The following is a 23,442-nucleotide window of genomic DNA, read 5'->3' on the forward strand; positions in this document are numbered from 1 at the left end:
GCGAGGTGCACCCTGAGCACCTGATCCAGACGCTGGGCCTGCCGGGGCTGGTGCTGGGCGCGGTGGTCGAAGGCGACACGGTGACCTTTCTCGGAGGGGTGCTGGCGCACCGGCACCTGTTCCCGTTCGAGGCGGTGGCGCTGGCGGCGACGCTCGGCGGCGTGATCGCGGACAACATCTGCTTCCTGATCGGACGGCGGGCCGGGCAGGGCGCCCTGGCGCGGCGGGTGCTGGCAAGGCCGGCGGCGCGGGCGCTGCATTCCCGGCTGACCCGGCATCCCGAGGCGGCGATCCTCGGGGTGCGGTTCCTCTACGGGATGAAGACCGTCGGCGCCATGATGGTCGGAACCACGGCCATCCCATGGGCGCGCTTCGCGGCGATCAATGCCGTGGCGGTGCTGATCTGGGCGCATGTGCTGGCGGCACTGGGCTATGGCGCGGGGGCGGCGATCGTCGCCGCCTTCGGGCATCACGAATTGCATATCCACCTCGGCGTTGCGCTGCTGGTGTTTGTCTTGGGCGCGGCGCTGCTCTGGCCGGTGATCCGGTGGCGCAGGAAACGGAAGGACGGCGGGTCATGATCCCTGTGGCGAATATGGAAGGGCGCAGCGTCGCCGTGCTCGGGCTGGGGCGGTCCGGCCTCTCGGCGGCGCGGGCGCTGCGCGAGGGCGGCGCGCTGCCGCTGGTCTGGGACGACAACCCCGCCGCGCGCGACCGCGCCGAGGCCGAAGGCCTGACGGTGCGCGACCTCACCCGCGCGGGCGGCTTCGACGGCGTCGACTGGCTGGTGGTCTCGCCCGGCATCCCGCATCTCTACCCCGCGCCGAACCCGGTGATCGCGGCGGCCTGGGCGGCGGGCGTGCCGGTCGACAACGACATCGGCCTGTTCTTCCGGTCGGTCGGCAGCGGCGACTGGGACAGTTTCGACAGCCCGCCCAAGGTCATCGCCGTCACCGGCTCCAACGGCAAGTCGACGACCTCGGCGCTGATCCATCACATCCTGCAGAGCGCCGGTCGCGAAAGCCAGCTTGCCGGCAACATCGGGCGCGGCGTGCTCGACATCGATCCGCCGGGCGACGGCGGCGTGGTCGTGCTCGAACTGTCCTCCTACCAGACCGACCTTGCCCGCGCGCTGACGCCGGATGTCGCGGTGTTCACCAACCTCTCGCCCGACCACCTCGATCGCCACGGCGGCATGGGCGGCTATTTCGCCGCCAAGCGCCGCCTCTTCGCCGAAGGCGGTCCGGACCGCTGCGTGATCGGCATGGACGAGCCCGAGGGCCGCTACCTCGCCAACCAGCTTTCCGAAGGGCCGACCGACGACCGGGTGATCCGGATCTCGTCGGGGCAGAAGCTCTCCGGACCCGGCTGGCTGGTCTTTGCCCGCAAGGGGTTTCTCACCGAATGGCGCAAGGGGCGGCAGGTGGCCGGCATCGACCTGCGCGAGATCCGCGGCCTGCCCGGCGCGCACAATCACCAGAACGCCTGCGCCGCCTATGCCGCGACCCGCGCGCTCGGCCTCGCACCGCGCGACATCGAGACGGCGCTGCACAGCTTCGAGGGCCTGCCGCACCGCTCCCAGACCATCGCCGAGGCGGGGGGCGTGAGCTATGTCAACGACAGCAAGGCGACCAATGTCGACAGCGCGGTCAAGGCGCTGCTGGCCTTCCGCAACATACGCTGGATCTGCGGCGGGCTGGAAAAGGAAGGCGGGCTTGCCGGTCTCGCCCCCGGCCTGCCCAACGTGCGCAAGGCCTACGTGATCGGGCGCGAGGCGGCGAAGTTCGCGCTCGGCCTGCCGGGGGTCGAGGCCGAGATCTGCACCGACATGGCCACGGCCGTCGCCGCCGCCTCGGCCGAGGCGGAGCCGGGCGATGTCGTGCTCCTCGCCCCGGCCGCGGCCAGCTTCGATCAGTACGACAGTTTCGAAAAACGCGGCGAGGATTTCGCGGAAAAGGTGGCGGCGGTCCTCGCCCGGGGCTGAGCGGCGCTTTTCGCCGCGCAGGGGCGCTGCGGCGCCCGCCCGTCCGTCACGCTGCCTGCGGCTTGCGGAAGCGGGCCAGCAGCCCCTTGTAGAGCGCCTCGGCGTGGATCACGCCGAGCTGCGCGGGCATCTCCGGCAGTTCGAGGATCTGCGCGATGGCAAAGCGGTGCATGCCGCCGCTGGCGCGCAGCAATTCTCCGTTGCGCCCGATATGCACCAGGATTCCGCCATGCTCGCGCCGGAAATATTCCGGCAGTTCGGACTGGCTGAGCAGCCGCCCCCGGCGCCGCGTCTCCTCGAAGATCCGGTCGAGCGTCTCGTAGCGGTGGACCACGTCGGCGCGGCTCTCGCAGCCGTCCGGACGCTTGCCCTCCGCCACCTCGCGCAGCATCTTCTCGAACAGCGGCGTCTGGTCCCAGCGCAGCCCGTCGAGATAGCGCATCCGGCTGCTCTCGATCTTGATCTGCCCGGCCATGGGCACGCGGCACAGGTCCCAGTCCCCGCCGATGATCATGCCGCTGTGCTGGCGCCGCAGCGGGCGCTTGCCCGCGCGGGCGTCGTAGCTGTGGCGGATGTCGAGCGGCGGAACGAAGATCCGCTCGTCCGACACCGGCGCCTCGGGCCCGTAGCGGAACCGGTTCCAGAAATCCCGGATCGCCTTGCGCGGAACCTGGGCTTCGAGGTCGCGCAGCCAGTTCGCCGGGTGCAGGGAAGGGTGGTCCGCAAAGGCCAAGTGTAACACCGCCGTGAAGGTTTCACGACGAATGTGTAACGCCCGCACGGCAAAATCAAGCCTCGCGCAGGCGCTCCGCGATGGCGCGTCCGGCGGCGACACCCGAAGACCACGCCCACTGGAAGTTGTAGCCCCCGAGCCACCCGGTCACGTCGACCGCCTCCCCGATGACATACAGGCCGGGGACCGCCGCCGCCTCCATGCTGCGCGAGGACAGGGCCGCGGTCGCCACCCCGCCCAGCGTCACCTCGGCGGTGCGCCAGCCCTCGGTGCCCGCGGGCCGAAGCTCCCAGCCTTCGAGCGTGGCGCAGAGCGCGTCGATCCGCCGGTCGGACAGATCTCCGAGCCGCCCGCCGAGGTCGGTTTCCCCGGCCAGCCAGGCGACGAGGCGCTGCGGCAGATGCTCGGCCAGTTCGGTGGTCAGCGCCCGCTTGCCCTCGCGGCGGCGCTTGTCGCGCAGGATCTGCCCCAGCCTGCCGCCCGGCAGCAGGTTCACCGTCACCGGCGCGCCCTCCTGCCAGTAGGAGGAGGCCTGAAGGATCGACGGCCCGGAGAGGCCGCGATGGGTGAACAGCATGGCCTCGTCGAACACCGCTTCGGCGGCGCTGGCGCGCACCGGCAGCGACACCCCCGCCAGGGCCGCGAACCGCCCCTCCGGAAAGGTCAGCGGGACAAGGCCGGGGCGGGGCGGCACGAGGGCGAGGCCGAACTGCGCCGCAAGATCGTAGGCATAGCCGCTCGCCCCCATCTTCGGGATCGACTTGCCGCCGGTGGCCAGCACCAGCGACCGCGCCCGGACCGGCTGATCGCGCCCGTCGTGCCGTATCACGGCGGTGAACCGGCTCCCGTCATGGCCGATGTCGCGCGCCTCGGCCGAAAGCCGGAGCTCCGCGCCGGCCGCCTGCATCTCGCGCAGCAGCATCGCCACGATCTGCGTCGCCTTGCCGTCGCAGAACAACTGCCCGAGCGTCTTTTCATGCCAGGCGATGCCGTGCCGCGACACCAGGTCGATGAAATCCCACTGCGTGTAGCGCGCCAGCGCCGATTTGCAGAAATGCGGGTTCTGCGACAGGAACCGCTCGGGGCGCACCTCGAGATTGGTGAAATTGCACCGCCCGCCGCCGGAAATGCGGATCTTCTCGCCCGGCGCACGGGCATGATCCACCACCAGCACCCCCGGCCCGGCATGGGCGGCGCACATCATTCCGGCCGCACCGGCTCCCAGGATCAGCGTCTCGTACTCCATCCGGTCCTCCAACCATGCCGGCGCTTCTGCCGCAAGCCCGCGCCTTCTTCTTGTTCCAAATACGCAGGGCACGACCGCGCCATCCGCGGGGCGTCCGGCATGGGCGTCACCCCGCCACGGCCGCGGAGCCCGCAAGGGCGACAGCCCGGTGCGGCAAGGCCGCTCCGCAGGATCAGGCAATGCTTTGCAAATCGCGCAGCCTTTGCTAGACTGATCGGACGATCCGGGCAAACCCGGACAACCTCAGGCAAGGTCTTCCGAGCGGTGTTCCCATGACGGAAATGGTTTACGGCACGGTTCCCGTGCGCGACGGCGAGCCGGTGCTGCCGAAATGGTGGCGGACGGTGGATCGCTGGACGCTGTCCTGCGTGCTCATGCTGTTCGGCATCGGGCTGATGCTGGGCCTCGCGGCCTCGCCGCCGCTGGCCGAACGCAACGGGCTCGCGCCCTTCTACTACGTGCAGCGGCAGGCCTTCTTCGGCAGCCTCGCGCTGACCGCGATGATGCTGACCTCGATGCTCTCGCCCACGGTGGTGCGGCGGCTCGCGGTGGTCGGCTTCCTCTTCGCGTTCCTGTCGCTCTTCCTGCTGCCGGTCTTCGGCACCGACTTCGGCAAGGGCGCGGTGCGCTGGTTCTCGCTCGGCTTCGCATCGGTGCAGCCGTCGGAATTCCTCAAGCCCGCCTTCATCGTGGTGGCCGCCTGGATGATGGCCGCGAGCCAGGACATCGGCGGCCCGCCGGGCAAGCTCTGGTCCTTCGGGCTCACCTCGGCCATCGTGCTCACCCTCGCGCTGCAGCCGGACTTCGGCCAGGCCAGCCTGATCCTCTTCGGCTGGGGCGTGATGTGGTTCGTCGCCGGGGCGCCGATGCTGCTGCTGGTCGGCATGGCCGGGCTCGTCGTGCTCGGCGGCTCCTTCGCCTACGACAATTCCGAACACTTCGCCCGCCGCATCGACGGCTTCCTCAACCCCGACATCGACCCCACCACCCAGATCGGCTATGCGACCAACGCGATCCAGGAGGGCGGCTTTCTCGGGGTCGGCGTGGGCGAGGGCCAGGTGAAATGGTCGCTTCCCGATGCCCATACCGATTTCATCATCGCCGTCGCGGCCGAAGAATACGGCCTGATCCTCGTGCTGCTCATCATCGCGCTCTACGCCACGGTCGTCGTGCGCTCGCTGCTGCGCCTCATGCGCGAGCGGGACCCGTTCATCCGCCTCGCCGGCACCGGCCTTGCGGCGATCTTCGGGGTGCAGGCGATGATCAACATGGGCGTCGCGGTGCGCCTGCTGCCCGCCAAGGGCATGACGCTGCCCTTCGTGAGCTACGGCGGCTCGTCGCTGATCGCGGGCGGCATCGCGGTGGGCATGCTCCTGGCCTTCACCCGCTCGCGCCCGCAGGGCGAGATCGGCGAGATCCTGCGCGGACGGCCGCGATAGGCCCGCGCCCGCCCGGGCGCGGCGCCGGCAGGGCTTCACCCGCGCGGAACAAGCGGATATGGAAGCCCGGATATGGTGGTGGCGCCCCTTGCGCGCCGCCCCGGGTTGAAAAGGGCGGGGCACATCGCCCGTCGCATTGACTGAGACGAGGGCAATAGCAGGCATGGCAGAACGGTTCCGCCCTCCCTTCCTGGTGATCGCCGCAGGCGGCACCGGCGGGCACATGTTCCCGGCGCAGGCGCTGGCGGAAATCATGTTGCGGCGCGGATGGCGGGTCCGGTTGTCGACCGATGCGCGCGGCGCGCGCTACACCGGCGGCTTTCCCCACAGCACCGAGATCGAACAGGTCAGCTCCGCCACCTTCGCGCGCGGCGGGCTGCTGTCCAAGGTGGTCGTGCCGTTCCGCGTCGCGGGCGGGGTGCTGTCGACCATGCTGCAATTCCGCCGCGACCGGCCCGACGTCGTGGTGGGCTTCGGCGGCTATCCCTCGATCCCGGCGCTCGGCGCGGCCTGGATGCTGAAGCTGCCGCGCATGATCCACGAACAGAACGGCGTGCTCGGCCGGGTGAACGAGATCTTCGCCCCCAAGGTCGACGGCGTCGCCTGCGGTACCTGGCCCACCGCGCTCCCCGAGGGAGTCGAAGGCATCCACACCGGCAACCCGGTGCGCCGCGCCGTGCAGGAGCGCGCCGGCGCCGGATACATCGTGCCGGGCGACTACCCGATGTCGCTGCTGGTGATCGGCGGCAGTCAGGGCGCGCGGATCCTCTCCGACATCGTGCCCCCCGCCATCGCCGCGCTGCCGATGGAGATCCTGCGCAACCTGCGCGTCAGCCACCAGGCGCGGGACGAGGACGGCGCCCGTGTCGCCACGTTCTACGCCGAGCAGGGCATCGACGCCGAGGTCCGGCCCTTCTTCAACGACATTCCCACCCGCATGTCCGAAGCGCAACTGGTCATCTCGCGCTCCGGCGCCTCCTCGGTCGCGGATATCTCGGTCATCGGGCGACCCTCGATCCTCATTCCCTACGCGGTCGCCGCGGGCGATCACCAGACGGTCAACGCGCAGGGGCTGGTGGATGCGGGCGCGGCCATCCGCATCCCCGAAAGCCGGCTTTCGGTCGAGAGCATGACCGACGCGATCGAGGCGATCCTGTCCAATCCCGAGGGCGCGGCGCAGATGTCGCGCGCGGCGCTCTCCGTCTCGAAGCCCATGGCGGCCGAAGAACTGGCCGCCCTGGTAGAACATCTGGCCGGCAGCGAACCGACCATACCGGGTAGTGAAGAGGATCAGCAGGCATGAAACACGCAAGCATCACCAAAGGGGCCCCCATGAACGCCGCCACCAAACTTCCGGGCGACGTGGGCCCGATCCATTTCGTCGGCATCGGCGGCATCGGCATGTCGGGCATCGCCGAGGTTCTGCTCAACCACGGTTACGTGGTGCAGGGCTCGGACCTCAAGCGCTCCCGGATCACCGAGCGGCTGGAAGGGCTGGGCGCGCATGTGTTCGAAGGCCAGAGCGCCGACAACCTGGCCGGGGCCGAGGTGGTCGTGATCTCCTCCGCCATCAAGACCGGCAACCCGGAGTTGGACGAGGCGCGCCGCCGCGGTCTGCCCGTGGTGCGCCGCGCCGAGATGCTGGCCGAGCTGATGCGGCTGAAGTCCAACGTCGCGGTGGCGGGCACGCACGGCAAGACGACGACCACCACGATGGTGGCGACGCTGCTCGATGCCGGGCGCTACGATCCGACCGTGGTCAACGGCGGGATCATCCATGCCTACGGCTCCAACGCGCGGATGGGGCAGGGCGAGTGGATGGTGGTCGAGGCCGACGAAAGCGACGGCACCTTCAACCGGCTTCCCGCGACCATTGCCATCGTGACCAATATCGACCCCGAGCACATGGAACACTGGGGCAGCATCGAGAACCTGCGCGACGGTTTCTATCAGTTCGTCAGCAACATTCCGTTCTACGGGCTCGCCGTGTGCTGCACCGATCACCCCGAGGTGCAGGCGCTGGTCGGCCGCGTGACCGACCGCCGCGTCACCACCTACGGTTTCAACGCCCAGGCCGACGTGCGCGCGGTGAACCTGCGCTATGAAAAGGGCGTCGCGCATTTCGACATCCGCGTTCAGGCCGACGATGTGCTGATCGAGGGCTGCTCGCTGCCGATGCCGGGCGATCACAACGTGTCGAACGCGCTGGCGGCGGTGGCCGTGGCGCGCCATCTCGGCATGTCCGATGACGAGATCCGCGCCGCACTCGCAGCCTTCGGCGGCGTCAACCGCCGCTTCACCCGGGTGGGCGAGGTTGACGGCGTGACCATCATCGACGATTACGGCCATCACCCGGTGGAAATCGCGGCGGTGCTGAAGGCGGCGCGCCAGGCCTCCGAAGGCCGGGTGATCGCGGTGCATCAGCCGCACCGCTATTCGCGCCTGTCGAACCTGTTCGAGGATTTCTGCACCTGTTTCAACGAGGCGGACGTGGTCGCCATCGCCGAGGTCTACGCGGCGGGCGAGGAACCGATCCCCGGCGCGTCGCGCGACGACCTGGTCGCCGGGCTGATCCGCCACGGCCACCGCCACGCGCGGGCCATCCTGTCCGAGGACGACCTGGAACGGCTGGTGCGCGAACAGGCACGGCCGGGCGACATGGTGGTCTGCCTCGGGGCGGGCACGATCTCGGCCTGGGCCAACAACCTGCCCGCCCGTCTCGGGGCATGAGGCGGCGCGCGATTTTTCGACGAGAGATCGGGACCCCCTGAATGACCTGGCTCTGGGCGATATCGGCGGTGATCGTGCTGCTTGCCGCGATCCCGCTGCTGCGGGCGCTGAAGCTGTTCCTCTTCGCCTTCACCATCGCCTTCGCCGCACTCGCCCTCCTGCACCTGCGCCACGATCCGGCGCAGGGCGCGGCGCTGCTTGCGACCACCGGCGGCGGGCTGGCCGTCGCCTGGCCCCTGCGCCGCTGGTTCGGCAGCCTGCTCTGATCCGGGCCGGGCGCTATCCGGCAGACACCGCCGAGGCTGCCGTCCGGACGGATCGGCCAGAGGCCGCATGAACGCCACCGCGGTCGGTCGCTCCTCCCGGTGATCCCGCCGGTTCCCGGAATTCCTTGCGCCGGAGGCCTGCCTGCGGCAGGGTGGGCGTGCCGCCGGGGGGCCGCAATTCGGGACCGACATGACGACCTCTCTCATCCTTGCCTGCCTCTGGGCGATCCTGGCGAACATCGCGGCCATGGTGCCGTCGAAGGACAATCACTGGACACGGGCCTATGTGCTCATCGCGATCGGCATACCGCTTCTGGGGTATGTGACCTGGGAAAACGGGCCCTGGATCGGCCTTCTGGTGCTTCTCGCCGGCATGAGCGTGCTGCGCTGGCCGATGCGCCACCTGCTGCGGTGGCTCGGCGCGCGGCTCGGGCGCGGCAGCTAGGGTCGGAGCGTGGCCGGGCCCGTGGCGGTTTCCGGCCCGATCCCGCCCGCGGATGCCGGAGCGCCGCCGGTCGCGGCGCGGCGGGGCTTTACCGCGCCGGCAAGGCGGTGCAGAACCGGCAGCATGATTGACACGCTTCCCCCCGTGCGCGGGCGCCTGACTCCCGACCGCCCGCTCTCCGATCTCACCTGGCTGCGCGTCGGCGGTCCGGCAGATGCGCTGTTCCAGCCCGCCGACCTTGCCGACCTTCAGGACTTTCTTGCCGCGCTGCCCTCCGGGGTGCCGGTGTTCCCGATGGGGGTCGGATCGAACCTCATCGTGCGCGACGGCGGGCTGCGGGCGGTGGTGATCCGTCTCGGCCGCGGCTTCAACGGCATCGTCGTCGAGGGCGACGGCGAGGGCACCCGGATCGTCGCCGGGGCTGCCGCGCTCGATGCGCATGTCGCCCGGAAGGCCGCCGAGGCGGGCATCGACCTCACCTTCCTGCGCACCATTCCCGGCTCCGTCGGCGGGGCCGTGCGGATGAACGCCGGGTGTTACGGCACCTATGTCGCCGACCACCTGGTCGAGGTGCGCGCCGTCACCCGCGCGGGCGAAGCGGTGACCATCCCCGCCGCCGATCTGAACCTCCGCTACCGCCAGAGCGACCTGCCCGAGGGCTGGGTGGTGACCGCGGCGGTGTTCGAGGGGCCGCGCGGCGCGCCTGACGCCCTCGCGCAGCGCATGGAGGATCAGCTGCGCAAGCGCGACGAGACCCAGCCGACCAAGGACCGCACCGCGGGCAGCACCTTTCGCAACCCGGCGGGTTTCAGCTCGACCGGGAAGGCCGACGACAGCCATGAGCTCAAGGCCTGGAAGGTGATCGACGATGCGGGTCTGCGCGGGGCCACGCGGGGCGGCGCGCAGATGAGCCCCAAGCATTCGAATTTCCTCGTGAATACCGGGCAGGCAACCGCCGCCGATCTGGAAGGATTGGGCGAGGAAGTGCGAAAAAGGGTTTTCCAACACAGCGGAATAGAGCTACACTGGGAAATCATGCGGGTCGGTGAACCCGCCAAGGATCAGGGCTAGACGCCCAGCGGCCACAGGCAGGTCGCGGTCCATCGAACGGGGGCAAACCCCGGCATCATAACAAGGGGCGCAAGCCCCGAATTCGAGGCGGTTTTTGGGATGTCGAGCAGGGCACTCCCGAAAGTGGCGGTATTATTGGGCGGACCTTCGGCTGAACGCGAAGTGTCTCTCAGTTCCGGGCGGGAATGTGCCGCCGCTTTGAGGGGACAGGGTTACGAAGTGGTCGAGGTCGATGCGGGCCCCGACCTTTCAGCGCGTCTGGGCGAGGTCGCGCCGGACGTCGTGTTCAACGCGTTGCACGGGCGCTGGGGCGAGGATGGCTGCGTGCAGGGCCTCCTTGAATGGTTGCGGCTGCCCTACACCCATTCCGGGGTGCTGGCCTCGGCCCTCGCGATGGACAAGGAACGCACCAAGCAGGTCTACCGCGATGCCGGTCTGCCGGTGGTGGCGAGCCTTCTCGCACGCAAGGCCGATGTCATGGCCGGTCACGTCATGGCGCCGCCCTACGTGGTCAAACCCTACAACGAAGGGTCCTCGGTGGGGGTCTACCTCGTTCACGAGGAGGCCAACGGCCCGCCGGCGCTGTCCGACGAGATGCCCGATGTGGTGATGGTCGAGGCCTTCGCCCCCGGGCGCGAGCTGACCACCACGGTGATGGGCGACCGGGCGCTGACGGTGACCGACATCCTGACCGATCGCTGGTATGATTACGATGCCAAGTACAAGGAAGGCGGATCGCGCCACGTAGTCCCTGCCGACATTCCCTCCGAGATCTTCGAGGCCTGTCTCGACTACGCCCGGCGCGCCCACGAGGTGCTGGGCTGCCGGGGCGTGAGCCGGACCGATTTCCGCTGGGACGAGGCGCGCGGACTCGACGGGTTGATCCTGCTCGAAACCAATACCCAGCCGGGGATGACGCCGACCTCGCTCGCGCCCGAACAGGCGCAGGTCTGCGGCATGACCTTCGGCGAACTGTGTCAGTGGATGGTGGAGGACGCCTCGTGCAACAGGTGAACCAGATCATCCGCCCCGATCCCGCGCCGTCGCGGCTGAAATACCGGATGGAGCGGCTGATGCTGACGCCGCTCTTCCGCATCGCGCTGCGGGTCGGTCTGCCGCTGGCCGTGGGCTTCGGCGCGGTGACGTGGTTCTTTTCGGTGGAAAGCAACCGGGCGATGGTCTTCGACACCTATGCCGAGCTGCGCGATGAGATCCAGACCCGGCCCGAATTCATGGTCAACCTCATGGCCATCGACGGTGCCTCGGAAGGGGTGGCCGAAGACATCCGCGTCGTCCTGCCGGTGGATTTCCCGATCTCGTCCTTCGACCTCGATCTCGACGCCATGCGCGAGACGGTGGGCAAGCTCGACGCGGTGGAAAGCGCCAAGCTGCGCATCCGCCAGGGCGGCGTGCTCCAGGTCGAGGTGACCGAACGGGTGCCGGTGACGCTGTGGCGCGGGGCAGGGGGGCTGCAGCTTCTCGACATGACCGGGCATCGCGTCGGTCCGGCCCTGACGCGGGCGGAATACGCGCGCCTTCCCGTCGTTGCGGGCCCCGGCGCGAACGAGCATGTGCCCGAGGCGGTGGCCCTGTTCGCCGCCGCCGAGCCGCTGGCCGACCGGCTTCGCGGTCTCGAACGGATCGGCGGGCGGCGCTGGGACGTGGTGCTGGATCGCGACCAGCGTATCCTGCTGCCGGAAACCGGCGCGGTGCAGGCGCTCGAACGGGTGCTGGCGATGGACCAGGCGGTCGACATGCTCGGGCGTGACCTGGCGGTGGTGGATTTGCGACTGGCGCAGCGTCCGACGCTGCGCCTGCGCGGTGAGGCAGTCCAGGAATACTGGCGTATCAAGGCAATAGAGACCGGAGAAAAGCAATAATGATCGAGCTCTATGAATCCCAGCGGGCGATGCGCAACATGCGCAAGGCGGCGATGCAGCGCGGGGTGGTGGCGGTGCTGGACGTGGGCAGTTCCAAGATCGCCTGTCTCGTTCTGCGCTTCGACGGGACCGAGCGCACCGGCGACGACGGCGTCGGCCCGCTGGCCGGTCAGACCGGGTTCCGGGTGATCGGAGCGGCGACGACGCGGTCGCGCGGGGTGCGCTTCGGCGAGATCGCCGCGATGAACGAGACCGAGCGCGCCATCCGCACGGCCGTCCAGGCGGCGCAGAAGATGGCCGGGATCCGCGTCGATCACGTCATCGCCTGTTTCTCGGGGGCCGAGCCGCGCAGCTACGGGCTGGCCGGGCAGGTCGAGGTGGAATCGACCGTGGTTTCCGAACAGGACGTGGCGCGGGTGCTGTCCTCCTGCGACGTGCCGGATTTCGGCGCGGGCCGCGAGGTGCTGCACGCCCAGCCGGTGAACTTCGCGCTCGACCACCGGTCCGGCCTGTCGGACCCGCGCGGCCAGATCGGCCAGTCGCTGGCCACCGACATGCACATGGTCACGGTCAACGCTCAGGCGATCCAGAACCTCGCCCATTGCGTAAAGCGCTGCGACCTGGAACTCGCCGGGCTTGCCAGCTCGGCCTATGCCTCGGGCGTCGCGGCGCTGGTCGAGGACGAGCAGGAGCTCGGCGCGGCCTGCATCGACATGGGTGGCGGCGCGACCGGCGTGTCGATCTTCATGAAAAAGCACATGATCTACGCCGATGCGGTGCCGCTGGGCGGCGATCACGTCACCGGCGACATCTCGATGGGGCTGCAGATCCCGATGGCGATGGCCGAGCGGATCAAGACCTTCTACGGCGGTGTCGTCGCGACCGGCATGGACGACCGCGAGATGATCGAGATTTCCGGCGACACCGGCGACTGGCACCACGATCGCCGCTCGGTGTCGCGGGCGGAGCTGATCGGCATCATGCGCCCCCGCGTCGAGGAGATCCTCGAGGAGGTGCGCGGCTGTCTCGATGCTGCCGGATTCGACCACATGCCGACCCAGCAGATCGTGCTGACCGGCGCGGCAAGCCAGATCCCCGGCCTCGACGGGCTGGCGAGCCGCATCCTCGGCTCCCAGGTCCGCCTCGGCCGTCCGCTGCGCGTGCACGGCCTGCCGCAGGCCGCCACCGGCCCCGGCTTTGCCAGTGCCGTGGGCATGTGCCTCTTCGCCGCCCATCCGCAGGACGAGTGGTGGGATTTCGAGATCCCGGTAGACAAGTACCCGGTGCGTTCGCTCAAGCGCGCGCTGCACTGGTTCCGCGCGAACTGGTAGACCGGACCGGCCGAACGACCCGCCTCCGCGCCCGACCCCGGGCGCGGATTTTTGCTGCGGCCACGAGATTGCGGATGACAGGGGGCGGGGGGCTCTGCTAAATTATCCCCAGATCCGTGCACAAGACGCGGACCGAGGGACGTCGGGCAGACTCCCACCTCATGACCGGACCGTTTCAACCGCCCCCTCGGGGAGCGGTTTCTTGGCCTGTTGCGTCGTGTTTTCGGCTCTCCGCAAAATGTAGCGGCCTTCGGCGAAATCCCGCGCGCAACCCTCATTTTATGCCTAGATTTTGTGGCGATTTTGCGTTTTTCGCGTGACCTCAAGCCGAGTCGTCAGTAATAATTGAGGGCAATGGCGCAGGACAGGCGTGTAACAAGTCATAAAAGACAGGCGGAAAAGCACATGGCACTCAATCTCTCGATGCCCGGAGAAGAAGATCTGAAGCCCCGGATCACGGTCTTCGGTGTGGGCGGCGCAGGCGGCAATGCGGTCAACAACATGATCGAGAAGCAGCTCGAAGGCGTCGACTTCGTCGTGGCCAACACCGACGCTCAGGCCCTTCAGCAAAGCATGTCGACCAGCAAGGTCCAGCTTGGCGTGAAGGTGACCGAGGGTCTGGGTGCCGGCGCCCGTGCGACCGTGGGTGCAGCCGCCGCGGAAGAGAGCATCGAGCAGATCGTCGACCACCTTGCGGGCGCGCACATGTGCTTCATCACCGCGGGCATGGGCGGCGGCACCGGCACCGGCGCCGCGCCGATCATCGCGCAGGCCGCGCGTGAACTCGGCGTGCTGACCGTCGGCGTCGTCACCAAGCCCTTCCAGTTCGAAGGCGCCAAGCGCATGAAGCAGGCCGAGGACGGCGTCGAAGCCCTCCAGAAGGTCGTCGACACGCTCATCATCATTCCGAACCAGAACCTGTTCCGCCTCGCCAACGAAAAGACCACCTTCACCGAGGCCTTCTCGCTGGCCGACGACGTGCTCTACCAGGGCGTGAAGGGCGTGACCGACCTGATGGTCCGTCCGGGCCTCATCAACCTCGACTTCGCCGACGTCCGCGCGGTGATGGACGAGATGGGCAAGGCGATGATGGGCACCGGCGAGGCCGAGGGCGAGGATCGCGCGATCCAGGCGGCCGAAAAGGCCATAGCGAACCCGCTGCTGGACGAAATCTCGCTCAAGGGCGCGAAGGGTGTTCTCATCAACATCACCGGCGGCCACGACCTGACCCTGTTCGAACTGGACGAAGCCGCCAACCGCATCCGCGAGGAAGTGGACGCGGATGCCAACATCATCGTCGGCTCCACGCTGGACGACGCGATGCAGGGCATGATGCGCGTCTCCGTCGTCGCGACCGGCATCGACGCCTCGACCTCGCATGCCGACGTGCCGCTGCCGCGCCGGTCGCTGGCCCGTCCGCTGCCGCAGGCGTCGGAAATCGAAGCTGCGCCCGCACCCGCTCCGGCCCCCGCGCCGCGTCCGGCCGTGGCGGCTGCCGCACCGGCCCCCGCCCAGGTGGCGGCCCGCGCCCCCGAGCCTCAGTACGAGGACGAAGAGCCGTCGCTGTTCGAGACCATGGACGCCGAGCGCGCCGCTGCGGAAGAGCAGATGGAGCACATCTTCGAAGAGGAAGAGCCCGTCGCACAGGATGACGACGGTCTGCCGCCCCCGGCCTATCGCCCGCGGGTTCCGCAATTCCAGCCGCAGAGCAACGCCCTCGAAGCCGAGCCCGACACCTTCGTCGCGCCGCGCGCCCCCGCTCCGGGAACGCCGTCGCCCGAGGCTCTGGCCCGCCTTCAGGCAGCCGCCGCCCGCACCCGCGGTCAGGCCCCCCAGGCACAGCCGCAGCAACCCGCCGGGGCGCATCGCGGTGCCGAAGCCGACAAGCCGCGCTTCGGGATCAATTCGCTGATCAACCGGATGACCGGCCACGCCGAGCAGGCAGCCCCGCAGCAGGCCGCGCCGCGCCGCCAGCAGCCGCCCGTCCAGGCGCACAAACCCGCGCCGGTGGCCGATCCCCAGGCCGATGCCGACCAGGACCGGATCGAGATTCCGGCCTTCCTGCGGCGTCAGGCGAACTGACCCTACGGTAATAAAAGCGCTTTGAACGCCCCCTTTCGCAGGGGGCGTTTTCTTTTGTTTTCAGGGGTTTGTCTGGCCGATTTCCGGAACTGGCGGGGTTTCGCCTACCGTTGTGACACGCATGTTTCAGACGGTTGCAATGTTTGATTTGAGCAAGCCCCCCCTCGCGCGTATCTCCAATGACAACAGGAACCGTTCATCTTCATGAAGGTTCGGTTAAGGAATGGTGAGAGACGTGCAAACCACAGTTCGCAGCGCAGTAAGCTTCCAGGGGGTCGGCCTGCATTCGGGCAAGCCGGTCCGGATGCGTATCCGTCCTGCGATGGCGGAGCACGGCATCTGGTTCAAGCGCACCGACATCCTCTTCGGCGATACCCTCGTGCCCGCGCGCTTCGACGCGGTCGAGATCACGCCGCTCTGCACCCGCATCGTCAACCGCGCCGGCGTGCAGGTCTCGACCATCGAGCATGTGATGGCGGCCCTCGCGGGCTGCGGCGTTCACAATGCGCTGATCGAGATCGACGGCCCCGAGGTTCCGATCCTCGACGGCTCCTCCGCGCCCTTCGTGCGCTCGATCCTCGCGCGCGGCGTGCGCACCCTGCGCGCCCCGGTCCGCGCGATCGAGATCCTGTCCCCCGTTTCGGTTCACACCGCGTCGGGCTGGGCCCGCCTGTCCCCCCCGAAGCCGGGGCAGGGGCTCACCATGGATTTCCACATCGACTTCGCGGATGCCGCCATCGGCACCCAGCGCAAGAGCCTGAACCTCGCCAATGGCGCCTTCGTCCGCGAACTCTGCGACAGCCGCACCTTCTGCCGTCAGTCCGACGTGGAATCCATGCAGGCCAACGGTCTCGCGCTCGGCGGCACCTACGAGAATGCCGTGGTGGTCGACGGCGACAAGGTCCTGTCGCCGGGCGGGCTGCGTCACGCCGACGAGGCGGTGCGCCACAAGATGCTCGACGCGCTCGGCGATCTCTACACCGCCGGTCAGCCGATCATCGGTCATTACGAAGGCCACAAGGCCGGACACGCGATCACCAACATGCTGCTGCATGAACTCTTCGCGACCCCGGAGGCGTATCGCCTGACCCTGTGTGACGATGCGATGACCGAAAGCCTTCCCGGCAGCGGTGTCGAGCGTGACGAAATCCCGGCTGTCGCCTGACGGAAACGCCGGCCGCAAATCGCCGTCAAGGCATTTTGCACCGGAATTTTCTGTGCTAGGACCGTGCCAAGGGCCGGGGAACGGCCCTGTGCAAGGAATGTGAGGATTGTCGGGCATGGCAGGCGGCAGATCGCGGACGGTTGTGATCGCAGCGGCGCTTTCGGCGCTGGTGCTGATGGGCTGCTCGAATCAACGGCAGGGCTTTGCCCCCAACGGCGCCCCGATCGAGACGTTCACGGCGGAGCAGATCTTCGAGCGGGCGGAATTCGAACTGGATCGCGAGGACCCCGAACAGGCGGCCTATTACTTCTCCGAGGTCGAGCGGCTCTATCCCTATTCCGACTGGTCCAAGCGTGCCCTGATCATGCAGGCCTATGCCTATCATCAGGACAAGGATTACGAGAATTCGCGTTCCGCCGCGCAGCGCTACATCGACTTCTACCCGACCGAGGACGACGCCGCCTATGCGCAGTACCTGCTGGCGCTCTCCTACTATGACCAGATCGAAGAGGTCGGCCGCGACCAGGGGCTGACCTTCCAGGCGCTGCAATCCCTGCGTACGGTGATCGAACGCTATCCCGACAGCGAATATGCCCGCTCGTCGATCCTGAAATTCGACCTCGCCTTCGATCACCTCGCCGCCAAGGAGATGGAGATCGGGCGCTACTATCTGAAGCGCGCCCATTACGGTGCGGCGATCAACCGCTTCCGCTCGGTCGTCGAGGATTTCCAGACCACGACCCACACCCCCGAAGCGCTGCACCGCCTGGTGGAGGCGTACCTGTCCCTCGGCCTGACGGACGAGGCGCAGACGGCGGGGGCGATCCTCGGCTACAACTACCAGAGCACGACCTGGTACCAGGACAGCTACAAGCTGCTTGCGGGCCGCGGCCTGCAGATGAAGGCGAGCGGCGACAACTGGCTGGCCAATGTCTATCGTCAGATGGTCAAGGGCGAGTGGCTGTAAGGACAGGCGGGCCGAGATCCCGCCGGACGCGATATGCTTCGGGCGCTTGAAATACGCGACATGCTCATCATCGACCGGCTGGATCTGAGCTTCCAGCCCGGTCTCAACGTGCTGACCGGCGAAACCGGGGCGGGCAAGTCGATCCTGCTGGATTCGCTGGGCTTCGTGCTCGGCTGGCGCGGTCGCGCCGAGCTGGTGCGCAGCGGGGCGGAGCAGGGCGAAGTCACCGCCGTGTTCGACCTCGCCCCCGGCCATGCCGCGCGCGAGGTGCTGGACGAGGCGGGGCTGCCGGTGTCGGACGAGCTGATCCTGCGCCGCGTCAACACCGCCGACGGGCGCAAGACCGGTTGGATCAACGACCGCCGCGCTTCGGGCGAGGTGCTGCGCCGCCTCTCGGAAACGCTGGTGGAACTTCACGGCCAGCACGACGACCGGGGGCTGCTGAACCCGTCAGGGCATCGCGCCATTCTCGACACCTTCGCCGGGATCGACCCCGCCATCGACACGGCCCGCGCCGCCTGGGCCGCCCGCCGCGCGGCCCGCAAGCGCCTGGCCGAGGCGCAGGCCGCGCTCGACGCCGTGCGCGCCGAGGAGGATTTCCTGCGTCATGCGGTGGCCGAACTCGACAAGCTTTCCCCCGAGCCGGGGGAGGAGGCCGAACTCGACAAGCGTCGCCGCGGCATGCAGGCCGCCGAACGTATCCGCGACGACATCGCCCGCGCCTCCGAGGCGCTGGGTTACGATGGTGCCGAAGGCGCGATGGCCGGGGCGCTGCGCTGGCTCGAGGGGGCGGCGGACAAGGCCGAGGGCCGGCTCGATGCGGCGATGGCCGCGCTGGCCCGCGCCATGGCCGAGCTGGACGAGGCATCGCGCGAGGTGGCCGATTGCCTCGATGCGCTGGAGTTCAACCCCCACGAGCTGGAAGCTGCGGAAGAGCGGCTCTTTGCCATCCGCGGTCTCGCCCGCAAGCACCAGGTCGCGCCGGACGAATTGGCGGAGTTCGCCGCCACCCTGTCGGGTCGGTTGCAGGCGCTGGATCGCGGCGCGGACGAACTTTCGGCGCTGACCGCCGCCGTGGCCGAGGCGGATGCCGCCTATGATGCCGCCGCCGCGGCGCTGACCGAGGCCCGTCGCGCCGCGGCGGGTCGGCTCGACACCGCCGTGGCCGCCGAACTCGCGCCGCTCAAGATGGAGCGCGCGGTGTTCCGCACCGAGATCACCACCGCCGATCCGGGGCCGGAGGGGCGCGACGCCGTGGCGTTCACCGTCGCGACCAATCCCGGCGCCCCCGCTGGCGCGCTCAACAAGATCGCCTCGGGCGGGGAGCTGTCGCGCTTCCTGCTGGCGCTGAAGGTCAGCCTCGCCGAAGAGCGCAACCTCGGCGTGACGATGATCTTCGACGAGATCGACCGGGGCGTGGGCGGCGCCACCGCCGCTGCCGTCGGCCGGCGCCTCCGGTCGCTGGCGTCGGGCGGGCAGGTGCTGGTGGTCACGCATTCGCCTCAGGTCGCCGCACTCGGGGCGCATCACTGGCGCGTCGAGAAGCGGGTGGAGGGCGAGATGACCACCTCGACCGTGGTGCCGCTCGACCCCGCCTCCCGCGAGGGAGAGATCGCGCGCATGCTGGCCGGGGACATCGTCACCGACGAGGCCCGCGCCGCCGCCCGCGCGCTGCTGGAGGGCTAGCGCAGGGCGAGCAACCCGAGCGTCGACAGCGCCAGCGTCAAGCCGGAGGCGAGGGTGCGCAGGATGTTCCAGGCCTGCCAGTCCGGGGACCAGGCCTGCCAGATCGCCTGCGCCTCGGCCTCCGACGCGGGCACCGCGACCCCGGCAAGCGCCTCGTTCATCGGGACATTGACCGCCATGGTCAGACCGAGCCCGCCGATTCCGTAGACCAGCGCTGCCGCGCCGAAGGCCCCCGCCGCGCGCCGCTGCTGCGCGCGCAGGCAGAGCAGGGCGGCAAGGACGAGCATGGCCGGCGTTCCGAAGAAGGCCGGGGCAAAGACCGCATTGCGCACCGAGTTGTTCATCGCCTGCATCGCGGCAATGGCAACGCGCGGGTCCGCCGCATCCAGCCCCCACATGGTGGAGCAGATCCAGGCGTAGAAGAAGCCGAAGATCGCCCCCGAGAACAGCGTCGCAACAACTGCGGCCAGCCTGTGCGGTGCCGATCCCGGCGGGGTGCGGGGCGCGGTGATATCCGTCATCATCATGTCTGAATGTCCGTAACTTGGTGTACGCATTGACCCGATACGTACACAGAGTTACGCTTTTGGTCAACCCGAAGGACCACCGCCATGAAAGAGGATGCCCGCGCCCGACGTGACGCGCAGATCGCCGAAGCGGCCTATGCATTACTGGCGGAAAAGGGGTATGGCGGTCTGTCGATGCTTGCGGTGGCCCGTCGCGCCCGCGCCTCGAACGAGACGCTCTATCGATGGTACGGAGACAAGACCGGCCTCTTCCGCGCCCTGATCGCGCGCAACGCGGCGCAGATCGCGACCGCGCTCGACCGGGGCGCGGCGGATGCGGACGACCCGCTCGACATTCTGCGCGATCTGGGACCGCGCCTTCTGACCATGCTCCTGAGCGACCGCGCCGTGGCGCTGAACCGGGCCGCGGCGGCCGATGCGACCGACAGCCTCGGCGCGGTTCTGGCCGAGGCGGGGCGGGGCGCGATCCTGCCGCGCATCCAGTCCCTCTTCACGCGGCTTGCCGCCTCCGGCGTGGTGCGCTCCCCCGAAGAGGCGGCGGCGGTCTACGTGGACCTGCTGATCGGGGATCTGCAGATCCGCCGCGCCACCGGCGCGATGGCCGCGCCGACCTCAGCGGATATCGAAACCCGCGCCCGGCGTGCCGAGCACTTCGTCGTCAAGACCTTCGCGCCCGATCCGGGCACCCCCTGACCGCTGGCGCGACGCAAATTCCTTCCAAGGAATTTGCAAATCTTTTGAAAAAGATTTGCGCGAAGCCCCGGCGTCAGCCCGGGGGCGGCACGAGTTTACCGGGGTTCATGAGGTTTCGCGGATCGAGGGCGCGCTTGATCTCGCCCATCACGTCCCAGCCCTCGCCGTGCTCGGCCCGCATGAAGGGCAGTTTCCCCAGGCCGACGCCGTGTTCGCCGGTACAGGTGCCCCCCAGGGCCAGCGCCCGTTCCGCCATGCGGTGCGACAGGCGCTTGGCCGCTTCCAGTTCCGCGGGCTGGTCGGGATCGACCAGCAGGATGGCGTGGAAGTTGCCGTCTCCCACGTGGCCGAGGATCGGACCGGGCACCAGCGAGGCCTCGATATCCGCGCGGGTCTCCTCGACGGCGCGGGCCAGGCGCGAGATCGGCACGCACATGTCGGTGACCACTGCCCGCGCGCCCTTGCGGGACGCGAGGATGGCGTAATAGCCGTTGTGGCGGAGCGCCCAGAGCGCGCGCCGTTCTTCCTCGCGGGCGGACCACTGGAAGGGGGTCGCCCCGTGATCCGCCACGATATCGCCGAAGCGTTCGGCATCCTGCGCGACGCTTTCGGGCGAGCCGTGAAATTCCACCAGCAGGTGCGGCGCCTCGGCCATCGAGACCCCGGCATAGGCGTTGAAGGCGAGCGCCGTGGCGGCATCGACGAATTCGATCCGCGCCATGGGAATGCCCATCTGGATCACCTCCATCACCGCCGTGACGGCCCTGTGGATGTCGGGAAAGGCGCAGATCCCGGCCGAGGTCGCCTCGGGCACGCCGTGCAGGCGCAGGGTCAGTTCGGTGACGAGGCCCAGCGTGCCTTCGGCGCCGACGAAGAGCCCGGTCAGATCGTAGCCCGCCGAGGATTTGCGCGCCCGCGTGCCGGTGCGGATCACCCGCCCGTCGGCGAGCACCGCCTGCAGCCCGATCACGTTGTCCCGCATCGTCCCGTAGCGCACGCTGGTGGTGCCAGAGGCGCGGGTCGAGGCCATGCCGCCGATCGAGGCATTGGCGCCGGGATCGACCGGAAAGAACAGTCCGGTGGCGCGCAGTTCCTCGTTCAGGGACTCGCGGGTGACGCCGGGCTGAACGCTCACGTCCATGTCGGCGGGGCGGATCTCGAGCACCTTGTTCATGCGGGTGAAATCCACCACCACCCCGCCGTGCACCGCCAACCCGTGCCCTTCGAGCGAGGTTCCCGCGCCCCAGCCGATCATCGGACAGGCCTCCTGCGCGCAGATCCCGACGATGCGGCGGACCTCTTCGGTCGTTTCGGGATAGGCCACGGCATCGGGCGGGGTGAGCGGAAAATAGGATTCCGAGCGGCCGTGCTGGTCCAGTTCGGACTTGGACCTGGTCAAGCGTTCGCCTAGGAACTGGGAGAGGGCCTCAAGGGCCTGGGGAATGGGCATGGCGACCTCCGGTTTGACCGCGGATCATCCTAGCGCCGCGCGCCTTCCGGCGAAAGGGTAGGGGAATGCAGAGGCATTTTCGGAAACAATGGCACGAGACGCGCGCGCATTGTGCACGGGGATGGCAGTTCCTGTACGACGGCGCGCCGGGTCAGTTGAGTTTCTGGTTCATCGCGCTGGTGATCGGCGCGGCCTCCGGCCTTGCGGCCATCGCCTTCCGCTTTGCGATCTTCCGGTTGCAGGCGGCGGTCTACGGGGCCGAGGACGTCAACACCCTGGCCAGTTTCGCGCGGACCCTGCCGTGGATCTGGGTGCTGATGATCCCGGTCCTCGGGGGGGCGGTCGTCGGAATCATCCTTCAGAAATTCACCCCTGACGGGCGGGTGCGGTCGGTGGCGGACGTCATCGAGGGCGCGGCGCTGCGCGACGGCCGGGTCGAGCGCAAGGCGGGGTTCGCCTCGGCGCTCTGCTCCTGGATCACCCTGTCGACCGGGGGCTCCACGGGCCGCGAAGGGCCGGTGGTGCATATCGCCGCGATGCTCGCCTCCTGGGTGTCGAACCGGCTCAGGCTCGACGGCATCACCGCGCGCGATCTCATGGGCTGCGCGGTGGCGGCAGCGGTTTCGGCCAGCTTCAACGCGCCGATCGCCGGCGCGCTCTTTGCGCTCGAGGTGGTGCTGCGCCACTTTGCCCTGCATGCCTTCGCGCCCATCGTGGTCGCCTCGGCGGCGGGCACCGTGATCAACCGGCTGACCTTCGGGGACGTGACCGAATTCGTGCTGCCCGGCACGACCACGGTGGAGTTCTACCTGGAGCTTCCGGCCTTCTTTCTCATGGGGCTGGTCTGCGGGCTGGTGGCGGTTCTGACGATGCGCGCGATCTTCTGGTCGGACGATCTCGGCACCACGATCCAGCGGCGCCTGTCGCTGCCGCACTGGGCCCGCCCGGCGGTGGCGGGGCTTCTGCTCGGGGCCATCGCGATCCGCTTTCCCCACATCATCGGCGTGGGCTACGAGACGACCTCGCGCGCGCTGACCGGCGCGCTGGGGCTGTCGCAGGCGCTGATCTTTGCGGTGGTCAAGGTCGCGGCGGTGTCGATCACCATGGCCGGGCGCATGGGGGGCGGGGTGTTTTCGCCCGCGCTGATGGTCGGCGCGCTCACCGGGGTGGTGTTCGGCCACATCGCCACCGGCCTCTTCCCCGAGCAGAGCTCGGCCTTCACGCTCTACGCGCTTGCGGGCATGGGCGCCGTGGCGGCGGCGGTGCTGGGGGCGCCGATCTCTACCACGCTGATCGTGTTCGAACTGACCGGAGACTGGCAGACCGGCCTCGCCGTGATGGTGTCGGTTTCGATGTCCACGGCCATCGCCTCGCGCATGGTGGACCGCAGCTTCTTCCTGTCGCAACTGGAACGGCGCAACGTGCATCTCGCCGCCGGTCCGCAGGCCTACCTTCTGGCGATGTTCCGCGTGCAGGGGGTGATGCGCCGCCCGGATGCCGAGGGCGCGGCGGACGAGGAAGCCTGCCTGCGGATGATCGACCAGGGGCTCTACCTGACCGCGCAGGCGACGCTGGAAACCGCCCTGCCGCGGTTCGAGAAATCCGGCGTCGCCTTCCTGCCGGTGGTCACGCTCGAGGGGGAGGACCAGACGCCGCTGCTGAAGGGGGCGCTGTTCCACGTCGATGCCCTGCGCGCCTACAACCGCGCCCTCGCCGCGACGGCCGAGGAAGAGCATTCCTGACCCGT

At 69.0% G+C, this 23,442-nt stretch carries 21 protein-coding genes; 17 read left to right on the plus strand and 4 right to left on the minus strand.

The window, feature by feature from the left end; genetic code table 11:
- The first annotated feature begins 5 nt into the window (after window positions 1-5).
- Both ACN0RJ_RS07365 and murD read left to right on the plus strand, forming a co-directional pair.
- Entirely contained in the window at window positions 6-581 is a 576-nt protein-coding gene (locus ACN0RJ_RS07365) for a DedA family protein (protein ID WP_417723851.1), read from the plus strand.
- On the plus strand, window positions 578-1,984 hold the full coding sequence (murD, locus tag ACN0RJ_RS07370; RefSeq protein WP_417723852.1) for a UDP-N-acetylmuramoyl-L-alanine--D-glutamate ligase: 1,407 nt from the start codon (window positions 578-580) through the stop codon (window positions 1,982-1,984). The genes ACN0RJ_RS07365 and murD overlap by 4 nt, the downstream gene beginning before the upstream one ends.
- Before the next feature lie 46 nt (window positions 1,985-2,030).
- Here murD and ACN0RJ_RS07375 read toward each other — a convergent pair whose 3' ends face one another.
- A complete protein-coding gene (locus ACN0RJ_RS07375) occupies window positions 2,031-2,726 on the minus strand; it encodes a hypothetical protein (protein ID WP_417719924.1) in 696 nt (231 codons plus the stop codon).
- A gap of 46 nt (window positions 2,727-2,772) precedes the next feature.
- Window positions 2,773-3,963 carry an NAD(P)/FAD-dependent oxidoreductase gene (locus ACN0RJ_RS07380; protein ID WP_417723853.1) on the minus strand — a complete coding sequence of 397 codons (1,191 nt, stop codon included), beginning with the start codon at window positions 3,961-3,963 and terminating at the stop codon, window positions 2,773-2,775.
- Window positions 3,964-4,235: 272 nt separating this feature from the next.
- Here ACN0RJ_RS07380 and ftsW point away from each other — a divergent pair, with 272 nt between their 5' ends.
- The 13 genes from ftsW to recN all read left to right on the plus strand — a co-directional run bounded on the left by ftsW (window position 4,236) and on the right by recN (window position 19,025).
- Complete coding sequence (gene ftsW / locus ACN0RJ_RS07385; RefSeq protein ID WP_417719926.1) at window positions 4,236-5,402, plus strand: putative lipid II flippase FtsW; 1,167 nt, start codon at window positions 4,236-4,238, stop codon at window positions 5,400-5,402.
- Window positions 5,403-5,565: 163 nt separating this feature from the next.
- Window positions 5,566-6,705: a UDP-N-acetylglucosamine--N-acetylmuramyl-(pentapeptide) pyrophosphoryl-undecaprenol N-acetylglucosamine transferase gene (locus tag ACN0RJ_RS07390; protein ID WP_417723854.1), complete on the plus strand. Its 1,140-nt coding sequence runs from the start codon at window positions 5,566-5,568 to the stop codon at window positions 6,703-6,705.
- A 29-nt stretch (window positions 6,706-6,734) separates the two neighbouring features.
- A complete protein-coding gene (gene murC / locus ACN0RJ_RS07395; RefSeq protein WP_417720043.1) occupies window positions 6,735-8,132 on the plus strand; it encodes a UDP-N-acetylmuramate--L-alanine ligase in 1,398 nt (465 codons plus the stop codon).
- 41 nt (window positions 8,133-8,173) lie between these two features.
- Window positions 8,174-8,398, plus strand: a complete 225-nt coding sequence (locus tag ACN0RJ_RS07400) for a hypothetical protein (protein ID WP_417723855.1) — start codon at window positions 8,174-8,176, stop codon at window positions 8,396-8,398.
- A gap of 190 nt (window positions 8,399-8,588) precedes the next feature.
- The gene (locus ACN0RJ_RS07405) at window positions 8,589-8,843 is read left to right on the plus strand and encodes a DUF2484 family protein (protein WP_417719929.1); all 255 of its coding nucleotides are present in this window, start codon (window positions 8,589-8,591) and stop codon (window positions 8,841-8,843) included.
- A 123-nt stretch (window positions 8,844-8,966) separates the two neighbouring features.
- Window positions 8,967-9,914: a UDP-N-acetylmuramate dehydrogenase gene (gene murB, locus ACN0RJ_RS07410; protein WP_417723856.1), complete on the plus strand. Its 948-nt coding sequence runs from the start codon at window positions 8,967-8,969 to the stop codon at window positions 9,912-9,914.
- Window positions 9,915-10,013: 99 nt separating this feature from the next.
- Window positions 10,014-10,928, plus strand: coding sequence for a D-alanine--D-alanine ligase (locus tag ACN0RJ_RS07415; RefSeq protein ID WP_417723857.1), 915 nt, complete (start codon window positions 10,014-10,016; stop codon window positions 10,926-10,928).
- 47 nt (window positions 10,929-10,975) lie between these two features.
- Window positions 10,976-11,794, plus strand: a complete 819-nt coding sequence (locus ACN0RJ_RS07420; RefSeq protein ID WP_417720044.1) for a cell division protein FtsQ/DivIB — start codon at window positions 10,976-10,978, stop codon at window positions 11,792-11,794.
- The gene (ftsA, locus tag ACN0RJ_RS07425; RefSeq protein ID WP_417719932.1) at window positions 11,794-13,125 is read left to right on the plus strand and encodes a cell division protein FtsA; all 1,332 of its coding nucleotides are present in this window, start codon (window positions 11,794-11,796) and stop codon (window positions 13,123-13,125) included. The genes ACN0RJ_RS07420 and ftsA overlap by 1 nt, the downstream gene beginning before the upstream one ends.
- A 405-nt stretch (window positions 13,126-13,530) precedes the next feature.
- The gene (ftsZ, locus tag ACN0RJ_RS07430) at window positions 13,531-15,207 is read left to right on the plus strand and encodes a cell division protein FtsZ (RefSeq protein WP_417719933.1); all 1,677 of its coding nucleotides are present in this window, start codon (window positions 13,531-13,533) and stop codon (window positions 15,205-15,207) included.
- Between the two features lie 235 nt (window positions 15,208-15,442).
- Entirely contained in the window at window positions 15,443-16,372 is a 930-nt protein-coding gene (lpxC, locus tag ACN0RJ_RS07435; protein ID WP_417719934.1) for a UDP-3-O-acyl-N-acetylglucosamine deacetylase, read from the plus strand.
- A 115-nt stretch (window positions 16,373-16,487) separates the two neighbouring features.
- The gene (locus tag ACN0RJ_RS07440) at window positions 16,488-17,339 is read left to right on the plus strand and encodes an outer membrane protein assembly factor BamD (RefSeq protein ID WP_417719935.1); all 852 of its coding nucleotides are present in this window, start codon (window positions 16,488-16,490) and stop codon (window positions 17,337-17,339) included.
- A 33-nt stretch (window positions 17,340-17,372) separates the two neighbouring features.
- Window positions 17,373-19,025 carry a DNA repair protein RecN gene (recN, locus tag ACN0RJ_RS07445; RefSeq protein ID WP_417723858.1) on the plus strand — a complete coding sequence of 551 codons (1,653 nt, stop codon included), beginning with the start codon at window positions 17,373-17,375 and terminating at the stop codon, window positions 19,023-19,025.
- Here recN and ACN0RJ_RS07450 read toward each other — a convergent pair.
- On the minus strand, window positions 19,022-19,552 hold the full coding sequence (locus ACN0RJ_RS07450; RefSeq protein ID WP_417723859.1) for a DUF1772 domain-containing protein: 531 nt from the start codon (window positions 19,550-19,552) through the stop codon (window positions 19,022-19,024). The genes recN and ACN0RJ_RS07450 overlap by 4 nt on opposite strands.
- 84 nt (window positions 19,553-19,636) lie before the next feature.
- Here ACN0RJ_RS07450 and ACN0RJ_RS07455 point away from each other — a divergent pair, with 84 nt between their 5' ends.
- Window positions 19,637-20,245: a TetR/AcrR family transcriptional regulator gene (locus ACN0RJ_RS07455; protein ID WP_417723860.1), complete on the plus strand. Its 609-nt coding sequence runs from the start codon at window positions 19,637-19,639 to the stop codon at window positions 20,243-20,245.
- 73 nt (window positions 20,246-20,318) lie between these two features.
- Here ACN0RJ_RS07455 and ACN0RJ_RS07460 read toward each other — a convergent pair whose 3' ends face one another.
- Window positions 20,319-21,695: an FAD-binding oxidoreductase gene (locus tag ACN0RJ_RS07460; RefSeq protein ID WP_417723861.1), complete on the minus strand. Its 1,377-nt coding sequence runs from the start codon at window positions 21,693-21,695 to the stop codon at window positions 20,319-20,321.
- Window positions 21,696-21,760: 65 nt separating this feature from the next.
- On the opposite strand from ACN0RJ_RS07460, the gene ACN0RJ_RS07465 reads away from it, so the two are divergent.
- Window positions 21,761-23,437: a chloride channel protein gene (locus tag ACN0RJ_RS07465; RefSeq protein WP_417719940.1), complete on the plus strand. Its 1,677-nt coding sequence runs from the start codon at window positions 21,761-21,763 to the stop codon at window positions 23,435-23,437.
- Window positions 23,438-23,442 lie beyond the last annotated feature (5 nt).

This window comes from Salipiger sp., from assembly GCF_048261495.1.
GTDB lineage: Bacteria > Pseudomonadota > Alphaproteobacteria > Rhodobacterales > Rhodobacteraceae > Salipiger.